The 13,536-nt window shown below is 44.7% G+C and carries 12 protein-coding genes; 4 read left to right on the top strand and 8 right to left on the bottom strand.

What is annotated here, in order from left to right:
* Positions 1-8 precede the first annotated feature (8 nt).
* Together R7Q38_RS10400 and R7Q38_RS10395 are read left to right on the top strand one after the other, a co-directional pair.
* Positions 9-1,280, top strand: coding sequence for a YeaH/YhbH family protein (locus R7Q38_RS10400; RefSeq protein ID WP_005378448.1), 1,272 nt, complete (start codon positions 9-11; stop codon positions 1,278-1,280).
* Between the two features lie 11 nt (positions 1,281-1,291).
* A complete protein-coding gene (locus R7Q38_RS10395; protein ID WP_005378449.1) occupies positions 1,292-2,851 on the top strand; it encodes a SpoVR family protein in 1,560 nt (519 codons plus the stop codon).
* Between the two features lie 79 nt (positions 2,852-2,930).
* Here the strand turns inward: R7Q38_RS10395 and kdsB are convergent, their stop codons facing one another.
* From kdsB to R7Q38_RS10370, 5 genes are read right to left on the bottom strand one after another with little or no spacing between them, the layout of a single operon-like run.
* On the bottom strand, positions 2,931-3,686 hold the full coding sequence (gene kdsB / locus R7Q38_RS10390; RefSeq protein WP_047100855.1) for a 3-deoxy-manno-octulosonate cytidylyltransferase: 756 nt from the start codon (positions 3,684-3,686) through the stop codon (positions 2,931-2,933).
* Complete coding sequence (locus tag R7Q38_RS10385; protein WP_009707122.1) at positions 3,686-3,865, bottom strand: Trm112 family protein; 180 nt, start codon at positions 3,863-3,865, stop codon at positions 3,686-3,688. Before R7Q38_RS10385 ends, kdsB begins: the two co-directional genes overlap by 1 nt.
* Positions 3,846-4,853, bottom strand: a complete 1,008-nt coding sequence (gene lpxK / locus R7Q38_RS10380) for a tetraacyldisaccharide 4'-kinase (RefSeq protein WP_318113002.1) — start codon at positions 4,851-4,853, stop codon at positions 3,846-3,848. Before lpxK ends, R7Q38_RS10385 begins: the two co-directional genes overlap by 20 nt.
* 5 nt (positions 4,854-4,858) lie before the next feature.
* Positions 4,859-6,607 carry a lipid A ABC transporter ATP-binding protein/permease MsbA gene (gene msbA, locus R7Q38_RS10375; protein WP_186584398.1) on the bottom strand — a complete coding sequence of 583 codons (1,749 nt, stop codon included), beginning with the start codon at positions 6,605-6,607 and terminating at the stop codon, positions 4,859-4,861.
* A 31-nt stretch (positions 6,608-6,638) separates the two neighbouring features.
* The gene (locus R7Q38_RS10370) at positions 6,639-8,894 is read right to left on the bottom strand and encodes a DNA internalization-related competence protein ComEC/Rec2 (protein WP_213962930.1); all 2,256 of its coding nucleotides are present in this window, start codon (positions 8,892-8,894) and stop codon (positions 6,639-6,641) included.
* An 8-nt stretch (positions 8,895-8,902) separates the two neighbouring features.
* On the opposite strand from R7Q38_RS10370, the gene R7Q38_RS10365 reads away from it, so the two are divergent.
* A complete protein-coding gene (locus tag R7Q38_RS10365; RefSeq protein WP_005387834.1) occupies positions 8,903-9,412 on the top strand; it encodes a DUF2062 domain-containing protein in 510 nt (169 codons plus the stop codon).
* 148 nt (positions 9,413-9,560) lie between these two features.
* Here the strand turns inward: R7Q38_RS10365 and lolE are convergent, their stop codons facing one another.
* Genes lolE through lolC form a run of 3 tightly spaced genes read right to left on the bottom strand, consistent with a single transcriptional unit; the run spans position 9,561 to position 12,716 of the window.
* Complete coding sequence (lolE, locus tag R7Q38_RS10360; RefSeq protein WP_064376276.1) at positions 9,561-10,805, bottom strand: lipoprotein-releasing ABC transporter permease subunit LolE; 1,245 nt, start codon at positions 10,803-10,805, stop codon at positions 9,561-9,563.
* 2 nt (positions 10,806-10,807) lie between these two features.
* Positions 10,808-11,515: a lipoprotein-releasing ABC transporter ATP-binding protein LolD gene (gene lolD / locus R7Q38_RS10355; RefSeq protein ID WP_005378457.1), complete on the bottom strand. Its 708-nt coding sequence runs from the start codon at positions 11,513-11,515 to the stop codon at positions 10,808-10,810.
* On the bottom strand, positions 11,508-12,716 hold the full coding sequence (gene lolC, locus R7Q38_RS10350; RefSeq protein WP_053349430.1) for a lipoprotein-releasing ABC transporter permease subunit LolC: 1,209 nt from the start codon (positions 12,714-12,716) through the stop codon (positions 11,508-11,510). Before lolC ends, lolD begins: the two co-directional genes overlap by 8 nt.
* A 249-nt stretch (positions 12,717-12,965) precedes the next feature.
* On the opposite strand from lolC, the gene R7Q38_RS10345 reads away from it, so the two are divergent.
* Positions 12,966-13,535, top strand: a complete 570-nt coding sequence (locus tag R7Q38_RS10345) for a PilZ domain-containing protein (RefSeq protein WP_239938929.1) — start codon at positions 12,966-12,968, stop codon at positions 13,533-13,535.
* Position 13,536 lies beyond the last annotated feature (1 nt).

Genomic DNA, 13,536 nt, shown 5'->3' with positions numbered 1-13,536 from the left:
GCTATTTCATGGCGCAATTTATAGACCGAAGGCTCAATGGCAAGAACAAGAGCGCTGTTAATCGACAGCGCTTCTTGAAGCGCCACAAAGAGCAAATAAAAGAGTCGGTAGCAGACGCAGTGAATCGACGCTCGATTACGAATACGGAAACGGGCGAAGACGTCTCTATCCCTCACAAAGACATCAATGAGCCTATATTTCATCAAGGCAAAGGTGGTGTTCGAGAACGAGTTCATCCCGGTAACGACCAATTCATTACTGGTGATAAAATTGAGCGTCCCAAAGGTGGCGGTCAAGGTAGCGGCTCAGGAGAAGGGAACGCCAGTCCAGATGGAGAAGGCCAAGACGAATTTGTATTCCAAATATCAAAAGATGAGTACCTCGATATTTTGTTCGAAGATCTCGAGCTGCCTAATCTAGAAAAAAACCAAATTGCCAAAATCACAGAATGGAAAACGCACCGTGCAGGCTTTCAAACTGCCGGTATCCCTTCCAATATCGCCGTAGTACGCTCTCTGCAACAATCTCTTGCGCGCCGTACTGCAATGACTGCTGGTAAGAAACGACTTCTTAAAGAGTTAGAAGACGAACTTGCTCGCATCAAAAATATTGAACCTGCTCAGCAGTTTGAAGAGAACCGCTTGAAGGCTGAAATTGAAGAACTGCGCAAGAAAATCGAAAGCGTGCCGTTCATCGATACCTTCGACTTACGCTTCAAGAACTATGAGAAACGCCCGGTACCATCGAGCCAAGCGGTAATGTTCTGTCTAATGGACGTATCCGGTTCGATGGACCAGGCAACGAAAGACATCGCAAAACGCTTCTATGTTCTTTTGTACTTGTTCTTAACTCGTACCTACGAGAATGTCGAAGTCGTCTTTATCCGCCACCATACCCAAGCGAAGGAAGTGGACGAGCACGAATTTTTCTACTCACAAGAAACCGGGGGTACCATTGTATCTAGCGCGCTCAAGTTAATGGATGAAATAGTAAAAGAGCGATACCCGATTGGTCAGTGGAACATATATGCAGCTCAAGCATCCGACGGTGACAACTGGGCAGATGATTCGCCAAGATGCCGGGATCTGTTAGTGAACAAATTACTTCCAAACTGTCAGTATTACTCTTACATAGAGATCACGCGGCGATCGCACCAAACTCTATGGCATGAGTACGAAAAACTCACTGAAGAGTTTCCTAATTTCGCAATGAAAAACATTCGCTCTGTGGAGGATATTTTCCCAGTCTTTCGTGAACTATTCCAAAAAGAAACGGCGTAAGGAGGCTAGCGATGAATACCGCAACGAGAAACCTCTCAGGAGAGGCGCCTAAAAAGCGTAACAGTAAAGTGTTGCCAGATGGACCAGATTGGACATTTGAGCTGTTAGAGCGATACCACAAAGAAATTAAGCGTGTCGCGGAGCATTATCGCCTAGACACTTACCCTAACCAAATAGAAGTGATTACTTCAGAACAGATGATGGATGCCTACTCAAGTATCGGCATGCCAATCAATTACAACCACTGGTCATTTGGTAAAAAATTCATTCAAACAGAGCAGAACTATAAACATGGTCAAATGGGGTTAGCCTACGAGATTGTGATTAACTCCGACCCTTGTATTGCTTATTTGATGGAAGAAAATACGGTAACAATGCAAGCACTCGTTATAGCGCACGCGTGTTACGGCCATAACTCTTTTTTCAAAGGTAATTACCTATTCCAAACGTGGACTGACGCCAGCTCTATTATCGACTATCTGCTGTTCGCCAAAAAGTATTTAGCCGAGTGTGAAGAACGATATGGCGTAAAAGAAGTGGAAAAACTGCTCGACTCTTGTCACGCGTTAATGAACTTTGGTGTAGACCGCTACAAGCGTCCAGAGAAAATCTCAATTACAGAGGAAAAAGCAAGACAAGAAGAACGCGAAGCATACCTACAATCTCAAGTTAATGAGCTTTGGCGCACGGTACCGACAGCCAAGACGAAAGAGGAAGACATTAAAGAGCGATTCCCAAGCGAGCCTCAGGAAAACTTGCTCTACTTCTTCGAAAAACATGCGCCGTTGCTAGAGCCGTGGCAACGTGAAGTTGTTCGGATCGTCCGTAAGATCAGTCAGTATTTTTATCCGCAAAAACAAACGCAAGTTATGAATGAGGGCTGGGCAACGTTCTGGCACTACACCATACTCAACCATCTTTATGATGAGGGCTTGGTGTCTGAAAAATTCATTCTAGAGTTCTTACATAGCCACACCAGTGTCGTGGCTCAGCCGCCTTATAACAGTCCTTACTTTAATGGCATTAACCCCTACGCGTTAGGCTTTGCCATGTTCCGAGATATTAAGCGTATCTGTGAAGAACCAACTGATGAGGACAAAGAGTGGTTTCCAGACCTAGCAGGAACCGACTGGTTAGATGCAGTGCATTTCGCGATGCATAATTTCAAAGATGAAAGCTTTATTAGCCAATACCTTTCTCCGAAATTAATGCGTGATTTCAAGCTGTTTGCGATCAACGATGATGATCATAAGAACTTTATTGAAGTCGCTGCGATACACGATGAGATGGGTTATAAACGCATTAGAGAAACCTTAGCTGCTCAGTATAACTTATCTAATCTTGAGCCAAACATTCAGGTGTTTAATGTCGATGTCCGTGGTGATAGATCGCTTACGTTGCAGTACGTTCCTCACAACCGCATCCCACTTGATGATAGTTACGAAGAAGTTCTAAAGCACGTGTACCGATTATGGGGCTTTGATGTCATTCTCCAAGAAGTGAAAGACACCGGTCACCGAGAAGTGTTAGCAACCTGCCCTAAACGGAACCAATACGACACTAACATTTAACTAATACCGCGATACAAGTAAAACAAAAAGGCTCCTAATTCAGGAGCCTTGTTTATTCTTAAATCTATATGAACATTTGTTACGCTTGCTTTGCAACAATCGCGCGCACGGCTTCTAGGTCTTCGGGCGTATCAACCCCTGCCGCTGGTGCTTCTTTCGCTACCGCCACATGAATTTTTTCACCGTACCAAAGCACTCGCAGTTGCTCAAGACACTCAATCTGCTCTAATGCACTTGGTGCCCAGTGGACATACGTATTAATGAAACCAGCTCGATAAGCATAAATACCAATATGACGCATTAATGGGTTGGCAATGGTTTTGTCTTGTTTAGCAAAGTTATCGCGATCCCAAGGGATGGTTGCTCGACTAAAGTACAACGCATAGCCTTGCTCATCTGCGACAACTTTAACAGCATTCGGGTTGAACACTTCCTCTTCCGAGTCTATTTCTACAGCTAACGTCGCCATCGGGGCTTCACACCCTGATAAGTTATCAGCAACCTGACGAATGATGGACGGCGGAATCAAAGGCTCATCCCCTTGCACATTAACAATAATGTGGTCTGACGGAATAGCCATCTTTTCAACAACTTCTGCAAGACGCTCCGTACCTGATTCGTGGTGGGGAGAGGTCATACAAACTTTACCACCAAATGACGAAACCGCTTTCGCAACACGCTCGTCATCAGTTGCAACGATGACATCTTCCGCACCCGCTTGTAGCGCTTGTTCATAAACCCACTGAACCATAGGCTTACCACCAATATCCGCTAGCGGTTTACCAGGCAAACGGCTCGATGCGTAGCGCGAAGGGATGACAACCGTAAAAGACATTAGCGTCCCTCATCCATGCTCATAGCGCGAGCTTCAGGCTCTAGCAGAACTGGAATACCCTCTTTGATCGGGTAAGCAAGGCGATCCAATTTGCAGATCAACTCTTGATTATCTTTATCGTACGTCAGCTTACCTTTGCAAACAGGGCAAGCTACAATCTCAAGTAGACGGTGATCCATAAGCCGCTTTAACCTCTTTTATTCTATTTAAAATTTGCTCTGCATCGTTTGATTCAAACTGGGCAGATACAGGCAGATACCACCAATTATCTTGCGCATAATGGCTGCACTTGACGGCATCTTTCTCGGTCATAATCACATTGGCCCCTTGTTGAGCCAATGCTTCTAATTCTTGTTGATCAAAGTCTTGATGGTCAGCAAAACCTTTTGTAACTTTAACATCTGCGTTCATCGAGTTTAGTGTATGAAAAAAACGCGGAGGATGCCCAATGCCCGCAAATGCGACGAGATCTTTCAACTCCGAGACATCCACATGTTGCTTAGTCTTAAGATTAATAGCTTTAGAGGGTGCTAAAGCCATTGCGATTTCGCCCGTATGAGCTTGACCGCCATTGGTGATGGTAAAGTCGACTTCTTTAAGTCGCTCAATACCTTCACGTAAAGGACCTAATGGAATCAGGCTTTCATTACCAAACCGGCGATTCCCATCCACAATCACTAACTCAATATCACGGCCTAACGCATAATGTTGTAATCCATCATCCGTAATTATGATATCCACATCCAAATCTAGCAGTGCTTTCACAGCATTTGAACGCACAGGATCTACCGCAACAGGTGCTCCTGTACGGCGATGAATCAACTTAGGTTCATCGCCACAATGCTTCGCTGGCGTATCTTCTTTTAGCACTAACGGATAGGCAGGAGCCTTTGCCCCATAACCACGAGAAACAACCCCCGGCTTAAAGCCCATTTGCTGTAGTTGCTCAACAAGCCACACAACAACTGGTGTTTTACCATTGCCACCAGCAGTGATATTGCCAACCACAACAACAGGTATAGGCGCATTATAAACTTGCTTGCGGCCAGTTTGGTATTGCTTTCGCTTTGACTTGCTTATCGCTCCAAATAATAAACTCAGTGGCCACAAAAGCGGCCACAAGAGATATTTTATTGGATGGTTTTCAAACCAGATTTTTTCAATCACCGCGCTTATTCACCAAACTGAATACGGTGCAATTGTGCATACGCACCATTTTTCTTAATAAGCTCAGCGTGGTTGCCACGTTCAATGATGGCACCATCATCAACCACAAGAATTTCATCGGCTTTCTCGATTGTGGATAAGCGGTGCGCTATTACAAGTACCGTTTTGTCTTTTTGCAGCTCATCAAGTGCAGCTTGAATAGCTCGCTCGGATTCGGTATCCAAAGCCGAAGTTGCCTCATCAAGAATCAGCACTGGAGCATCACGCAATAGAGCTCGCGCAATCGCAACACGTTGGCGTTGACCACCAGACAAGCTAGCACCATTTTCACCAATCATGGTATCAAGTCCATCATCCATTTTGCTGATGAACTCCATCGCATGCGCGAGTGTTGCCGCTTTCTCGATATCACTGCGCTCATATTGGCCATCCGTTGCGTACGCAATATTGTTTGCTATCGTGTCATTAAACAAATGAACATTTTGCGATACTAGTGCAAATTGCTGACGTAAATTCTTTAGCTCGTAATCACGAATATCATGCCCATCTAATGTGATAGATCCACTGTCAACATCATAGAAGCGGTTGAACAAGTTCGCGATGGTACTTTTACCTGAGCCAGAACGGCCAACTAGCGCCACCGTTTTTCCTCTTGGAATATCGAAGCTGACATTTTCCAATGCTGGTTTTTCTGCACCAGTGTAAGTAAAGCTTACGTTTTTAACTGAAACATCGCCATTTGCGCGTTCAACTGTCAACTTACCTTCGTTTTTCTCAGGCTCGAGGTCAATTAACGCGAAGAGCGTTTGGCTCGCGGCCATACCACGTTGGAACTGAGAAGTAACGTTAGTCAGCGCTTTAAGTGGGCGCATCAGACCAAACATTGCAGAGAAGACAACAGTAAATGTACCTGGAGTCAGTTGCTCTTTAATCGAATCAATACTTGCTAAATAAAGAACGGCAACAATTGCAAGTGATGCAATCATTTGGATGATAGGGTTAGCCGCCGCTTGAGCCGTCACCAACTTCATGCTTTGTTGACGCATTTGGTTGCTGACTTTTTCAAATCGTTTACGTTCGATGTCTTGGCCGCCATAGCTCAACACAACTTTATGGCCTTTCAGCATCTGCTCTGCTGATGCAGTTACGTTACCCATCATGGTCTGCATATTTTTGGATATTTTTCTAAAACGTTTAGAAACAACACCAATACCCCATGCCACAACGGGAGCAACAGCAAACAGCACTAGCGACAATTGCCAGCTGTTGTAAAACATCAAGACTAACAGACCAATGATACTTGCGCCTTCACGGACAATGCTCACCAACGCTTGGCTAGTTGCCGCTGATACTTGCTCTGAGTCGTAGGTTATACGCGACAATAAGTTGCCCGTCTTTTCCTTATCAAAGTAAGACACTGGCATATGCATAAAGTGATTGAACACCATGCGACGGACTTGCATAACTACGTTGCCAGATACCCAGCTCAAACAGTAGGTGGAGACAAATCCACTTATGCCACGGATGAACATCATGGCAAAAATAATCAATGGAAGCGTGCGTAAAAAATCAGATTCAGCGTTCCCAAAACCTTCATCGAGTAGTGGTTTTAGCAGGGAAATCATATAGGTATCTGATATGGCATTAATAACTAATGCAATGACTGCAACGACAAGACCTGACTTATAAAGGCGAATAAATTGCCATAGACGCTTAAACGTCTGCCAAGTCGTTTCATCAGTATTTATCGACATAGAAGTGCTTTATTTTCTTACATTAAGACTCTCATTCTACTCCCTTACGCAGCATCTGCCTATACCAAGGCTCAAATGTATCGCTACGTTTGGTTTCTGAGTGCCAATTATCACGGTGAATAAAGAAGCTTACCTGACCACCCTCACCAGTATCAAGCCAAGTAATGCCAAGCTTTCGGTATGAAGCAACGACATTTTCCGCTGGCATTCCCCATCGATTGTTTTTTGCTAAAGAAGCAACCGCCACACTCGGGCTCACCGACTCGATAAATCGAGGATTCGATGAACTTTTACTCCCGTGGTGAGGGACTAGCATCACATCGCTTTGTAACTTTCCGGGTTCTCTAAGCAAAATCCACTCGCTAATGGCCTCAATATCACCAGTAAAAAGCATACTAAAGTTAGAAATAGGGTCAGTAAGTCGTAATACACAGGAGTGCGGATTATACGCGCGTTGAACAAGTGCAGGAGGCCAGAGCACTTCCATGTTTAATCCTTGCCATTTCCATTGGTCGCCTCTAGTGCAAGGCTCATATTCGATAAAGAATTGACTACTAAGTTTACGTTGTGGAGAAAAGGCATCTTCAATGAAAAAGCGGCCGCCTGCGTGATCATTATCGGAATGGCTTAGAATCAGTGTATCTATGCTTTCATAACCTCGTTGATGCAAAACCGGAGTGACGACCTGCTCTGCGATACTGCCGCTTTGCCATGCTTTACCAGTGTCATACAGCAACACCTTGTCGTCTTTTTCTACAACCACTGCAAGGCCATGACCTACATCTAATACATCGATACGCCAATGCGGTTCATACTCCGATGCAAGCTTGATACTAATAACGATGCCGAGTAACAAATACCACGCGTACTGAGACATGAACCGTTGAAATATTAAGCAAACCACTATCGCCATAACCAGCATTGTCATTTCCATGCTAATAGGTTGCCAAGAACCTATTGCGTACTGTATTGACGTGCTCAATGGCTGTAATGACCAGTCCACCAAATGCCACAGAGGCTTCGCTATCATTTCAAGAAACAAAGATGAGAACAGGGCTAGAAACATCAAAGGTACAACGATAAATCCGAACCAAGGAATAAATACCAAGTTGTAGGCTATTGAGGACAAACTAAAACCGGAGAAGAAATGGCCACTAACAGGTACGATTAAAGCGCTCAACATCAATTGAGTAAGCAATAACGCTTTTAATCGCGCTTTCCAACCTCCCCTTTGATGTCGAATCAAATTAATTGCGAACAATACCGCACAAACGGAGAGGTATGATAACCAAAAGCTCATACTGTAGGATGTAAAAGGTTGGACAAGCAGTTGTAGAGATACTGCAAGCAAAAGAACTCGCCAAGAAGTCCAGTGCACCAGAGTATACTTCTGGAGAACGTAAACAACGCATACCGACACTGCTCGCGTAGTAGGCAGAGAGAAATCCGCTAACCAAGCGTAGGCAACAGCGAAGATCAGCCCATATAAGCTAGGTAACAACTGGTATTGGGGTAATAGATAACGAACGGTACCGCCCACGACTAGCCCAAAAGTAAACGCCATACCAATATGTAAACCAGAAATGGAGACCAAATGCAGTAAACCACTGTCCCTGAGCGCTTGCCAATCTTCCTTAGACAACCAAGAACGGTCAGCAAAAACTAACGCACTTATTAACGAGAAATGATGAAGGGAAGACACATCATCAGCGACATCGGCAATAATGGATTGACGCAGAGATACATTAGAACGAACAATCCACTTAGCATCTTTGTTAACAACCGCTCGGGCGATAATATTTTTACCCATCGCGTGCTTTTCAGCATCAAAGCCAGCTTCGTTGCGTAGACCTGTAATCGGCTTTAACGAGATGGATGTCGTAAACTCACTGTTAACATCGAGTGGAAAAGGCGTAATAAGACGGATTTTAGGTTTAAGAAAAGGTAACAGAGTTTGAGAATTTACCGCTTCTATCGCGACAATACCTTCATAACCGTGACTTATTTGCGTAAAAGGGCTGTCAACTTTACCAATTATGGTAATATTCTCCCCTGCTTGAAAAAGGGCTTGTCTCTGAGACTCCAATACATTGCCGTGGACGATGACAACCATAAAGCCCGCAATTGCGCCTATGCTAATTAAGCCACGACGTAATTTGATTATTGAGCCAGTGGTTATTATTCCCAGCAGCAACCAACGCCAATCTGGTATTGTCGGCCACCAAGCCGACGAGATTACGCTCGCTACAAATAACGCCAAGGTCCAACTTTTTTCTGAGAGAGTCATGCTGTCCTATGCCTAGAAAGCTGATAAAACGCTTCATGCCAGATCATGAATTGATCAAACGCCAAAAAGCATTGAAGGTCTTCGGCAATGTGTTGTACAACCCGAACTTGTGGTGCTTAAACCGCCGCTCGGCATCAGGGGCTTTTGCTGTCGGGTTATTTATGGCTTTTGTTCCGCTGCCAAGCCAAATGATCATGGCCGCTGGCTTGGCCATTATGTTGGGTGTCAATCTGCCCCTCTCCGTCGCTTTGGTATGGATCAGCAACCCTATCACTATGCCTGTGCTATTTTACTTTGCGTACAAGCTAGGTGCTCTAGTGATGCGTCTTCCCCCGCAACCTTTTCATTTTGAACTATCGTGGGAATTCATCATGCAGCAAATGAGCACCATTGGACCTCCATTTCTATTGGGCTGCGCAATTTGTGGGGTTGTATCCGCGATTATTGGCTACTTCGGAATTCGAGGGCTTTGGCGCTACTCCGTGGTACGGAGCTGGCAAAAACGCAAAATAAGATAAGACCTTACTGCGTAAAAATCAGCATTTGAGCTATCAGTTGAGGGGCATCTAACAGTTAGAATGAAACGCGATGTTACTCAAGTCGGATAAATACAAAAAAGGACCGAATTCGGTCCTTTTTGTTTTTCGCATATTGTAAAACAATCAGCTATTTAGAACTCAGTACAGCCGCCGGATTCAACCTTGCGGCACGAGAAGCAGGATACCACGTCGCAAGTAAACTAAGCACTATCGCCGTCACTGACACCAATGCGACATCTGGCCAGTGTAGTTGTGATGGTAAGAAGTCAACAAAGTAAATATCACCCGATAAAAACTGATGACCAATTAAGCTCTCTAACCCTTTAATTAACGGAGTCAGGTTTAACGCCACTAAGACACCGATAACACTGCCGACGAGACTGCCAAATACACCAGAGAATACACCTTGCCAAACAAAGATCCGTTTGATTAGGCTATCTTTTGCTCCCATTGTTCGCAAAATTGCAATTTCCGCCGCTCGGTCTTTCACTGCCATCATCAACGTAGACACAATATTAAAACATGCCACGCCAATCACCAGTACCATCACCAAGTACATAATGGTGCGCACGAGCTGAATATCGCGATACAAAAAACCAAACTTTTGCTGCCAGCTTTTCAAATACACGTAAACATCAACCATGCTACCAACCTCGCGAACAATAGAAGGCGCATTGAGAACATCGTCAGTTTTTAGTGAAATGCCAGTGACCCCTTCCCCTAACCTCGCGTATTGCTGCGCATCCGCTAATGGTACTAACGCTAGAGAGTGGTCGATTTGGCCATTCAACGTTAAGAACCCTGACACCTTCACGCGCACACGCTTAGGAGCCTGCACTTTATTTGCGCCGCCTGTTTGCGGAATCATTAACGTAACGTAATCCCCCACGGCGACATTTAGCTCGTTTGCTACACCTCGGCCTAAGATCACTTGCTGCTGACCGGCATAAAAGTTTTGCCAAGCTGCTTGGTCAATAAAATTCGATAAGCTCGACACCGCTTGCTCGAAAGTAGGCTCTACGCCACGAACTTCTATCGCTTTTAGCTTACTGCCTTTTTCTGCCAAACCCGTAAAACGAACGTACGGTGCTGCCGCGACAACATGTTCATGTTTTAGAGCTTGATTCATCGTTTTGGTGTAGTCATGAAGTGGTCCATTAACACCTTCTAACTCGCCGTGTGGGATCACAGACAACACACGCGATTGCAGCTCGCGCTCAAAGCCATTCATTGCAGACAAACCGATAATGATCACAGCAACGCCAACCGCAATACCAATGGTCGAAGAAAGCGATATGAAAGACACCATCTTGTTGCGCTTTTTCGCTCGACTGAAGCGACCACCAATCATCAAAGCTAAAGAGGTAAACAAAACTAGCCCTCCGCAGATGCTGTATCAGTCACAAAACGATCTACGAGCAAACCATCTTGCATGTGCATTTGACGATCCATTTTTGCTGCCAGCTCTTTGTCATGCGTGACAACCAAAAATGCAATGTTTGACTCTTTATTGAGCTCGCGCATCAAATCATAGATAGACAGTGCCGTATTGTGATCTAAGTTCCCCGTAGGTTCATCAGCCAAGACCAGATCAGGTTTATTCACCAATGCACGCGCAATCGCAACACGCTGACGCTCACCGCCCGATAACTCGGAGGGTCTATGTTGCATCCGATGACTCAAACCAACTTTATCTAACAGCGCTTTAGCCGCCTGTTTTGCATCCGCTACTTTAGCACCGCCAATCATCAGTGGCATCGCCACATTTTCAAGCGCAGTAAAGTCAGCCAATAAGTGATGAAACTGGTATACAAAACCAAGGTGCTTGTTGCGTAATGCCGCCTGTTTGTTCGAGCTCAAAGCTGATAGGTTTTGCCCTAGAAAATCAACTTCACCATGAGTTGCGTCATCTAACGCACCTAAAATATGCAATAAGGTACTTTTTCCCGAACCAGAAGAGCCAACAATAGAAACCAACTCCCCTTTGTCGATATCGAAACTTACGCCTTTCAACACTTCCGTATCTAACGAACCCTCTCGGTAGACTTTACGAATATCACGACATTCTAATAGCTTATTCATAGCGAAGTGCCTCAGCAGGTTTAACAGAAGATGCTCGATAAGAAGGATAAAGCGTAGCAGCAAGGCTAAGAGCAATCGCCAATACCACCACTAAAAGAATTTGCAGTGAATCAATCAAGATGGGTAGATGACCACCAAAGCTGAATAGCGCCACACCAGCAGATTCAAGAATCGCATTTAGATTAAGTGACAAGATCACGCCCGCAGCGCCACCAACAATCGCGCCAATTACACCACTGCTTGCACCTTGCACCATGAAAATGGTCATCACTTGAGATTGAGTCATGCCTTGAGTTTTCAATATTGCGACTTCTGATTGTTTCTCCATTACCACCATGATTAAAGCGGAGATAATATTGAATGCAGCGACACCCACAATTAGACCTAGCATAAGTCCCATCATGTTCTTTTCCATTTTCACCGCTTGGAAAAGCTCACCACGCTGTTCGCGCCAATCACTCCATTGCCACCCATCAGGCATGGGTTGGTCAGCAAAATCCGTCACCATAAATGGGTCAGAGAAAAAGACACGCCAACCAGAAACCGTGTCTTTAGGGAAACGCATCAGCTTAGATGCATCCGTCATGTTCACAATCATTAATTGACCATCAACGTCCGATCCCGTATTGAAAATGCCTGAGACAGTAAAGTTTCGCTGGCTAGGAATACGGCCAAGTGGGGTAAACTGCGTTGCGTTGGTCACCATCAAGCGCACTTTATCCCCGATTGAGACCTTTAGTGAACGCGCCAAACTGTGACCCAAAAATACATTGTAGTCACCTGCTTGAAGTGACGATAATCGTCCGGCAATCAAATGGTTGCTAATCGGATCGCCTTTCTTAGGTTCAATACCGATGAGGTAACCAGCCGTCAGCTGTGCAGAACTCTGAATAACAGCCTCTCCTCTAACGATAGGTTCCGGCTGAGATTCACTCGACATCGCTTGAACAAATGGAGGGGCAGACTCGGTCATAGGCGTTTTTCCATCGTGTTGCGAAACAACGGCATGAGGTAGCACACCTAAAATGCGTTCTTTTAACTGCGATTCAAACCCGTTCATCACAGAAAGAACCGTCACCAACGCCATTACACCGATCGTAATACCCGCCGTCGACATATAAGAAACAAATCGGCTGAACCTATCTCCAGAGCGTCCCCGAAGATACCTTAAGCCAATAAACAATGAGATAGGATGATACATATAAGACAAACCAACTGGTTGTTTTGATATAAAGCTTTAGCGGATTATCTTACCTTACTCTTCTCATTAAGAAGACAAGAGAATCGCTAAATTTGTCAACGACATGCAATAAGTCTGTATTTAGGGCAAAAAGTTCAAGGACAAACCGGCTAAACTTGATAACTTCATTCAGTTAGCGATAATCAGTGCCCTATTTCTCTTTGTTTGTTGAGTGAACAGGGAGCGCTCACTGGCAAAAGGATCGACTATATGACAGAGCAAGAATACTTTACCGTCCATCATAACCTCACCATCAACGTCGAAACGTTGAGTGCGGACTTTGCTTTGCCAGATGAAGAAACATTTGCCTCCGAAATTCCAGCACCATTTATTGTCGCCAGTGAATTTAGTCACTTAGATATGTTGGCAGACAACGCGCGTCTAGAGCTGAAAAACAAAGAGTTAAAGCATGTGATCAACTTGCTTGATACGCAAAACGCGAAACTTAACCTCTTGTTGAGCTTTATGCTTTCACAACAAGATGACGCCTCCATTCGCTATCAAACGACGCAGTTTGGTGCTAGTCAACTCAGTTTCCGCTCAGGTACAGCGTTAACTACTCAACAACTCGTTCGTGTTAAACTGTTCCTCGATCACCCTGCTGCGGCGATTTACTGTTACGCTCAAGTAGAAGAATGTGATGCTTCAGAGCAAGATTTCATTATCACGCTTAGATACAAGATGCTCCGAGAATCTGATCAAGATTTACTGATAAAGGCGGCACTGTATCAACAACAAAAACTTTTACGTCAGCGCTCGATGGAGCGAGATAAAAAATAAT

The sequence above is a fragment of the Vibrio sp. Vb0598 genome (assembly GCF_033338935.1).
GTDB lineage: Bacteria > Pseudomonadota > Gammaproteobacteria > Enterobacterales > Vibrionaceae > Vibrio > Vibrio alginolyticus.
This window is presented reverse-complemented; position numbering and strand designations above follow the sequence as displayed.

Excerpts from the sequence above, each read along its gene's own strand:
- msbA (WP_186584398.1), bottom strand. The coding sequence starts at position 6,607 with ATGTCGATAAATACTGATGAAACGACTTGGCAGACGTTTAAGCGTCTA.
- R7Q38_RS10370 (WP_213962930.1), bottom strand. The coding sequence starts at position 8,894 with ATGACTCTCTCAGAAAAAAGTTGGACCTTGGCGTTATTTGTAGCGAGC.
- kdsB (WP_047100855.1), bottom strand. The coding sequence starts at position 3,686 with ATGTCTTTTACGGTTGTCATCCCTTCGCGCTACGCATCGAGCCGTTTG.
- R7Q38_RS10345 (WP_239938929.1), top strand. The coding sequence starts at position 12,966 with ATGACAGAGCAAGAATACTTTACCGTCCATCATAACCTCACCATCAAC.
- R7Q38_RS10395 (WP_005378449.1), top strand. The coding sequence starts at position 1,292 with ATGAATACCGCAACGAGAAACCTCTCAGGAGAGGCGCCTAAAAAGCGT.
- R7Q38_RS10385 (WP_009707122.1), bottom strand. The coding sequence starts at position 3,865 with ATGGATCACCGTCTACTTGAGATTGTAGCTTGCCCTGTTTGCAAAGGT.
- R7Q38_RS10365 (WP_005387834.1), top strand. The coding sequence starts at position 8,903 with ATGCCTAGAAAGCTGATAAAACGCTTCATGCCAGATCATGAATTGATC.
- lolC (WP_053349430.1), bottom strand. The coding sequence starts at position 12,716 with ATGTATCATCCTATCTCATTGTTTATTGGCTTAAGGTATCTTCGGGGA.
- R7Q38_RS10400 (WP_005378448.1), top strand. The coding sequence starts at position 9 with ATGGCGCAATTTATAGACCGAAGGCTCAATGGCAAGAACAAGAGCGCT.
- lolD (WP_005378457.1), bottom strand. The coding sequence starts at position 11,515 with ATGAATAAGCTATTAGAATGTCGTGATATTCGTAAAGTCTACCGAGAG.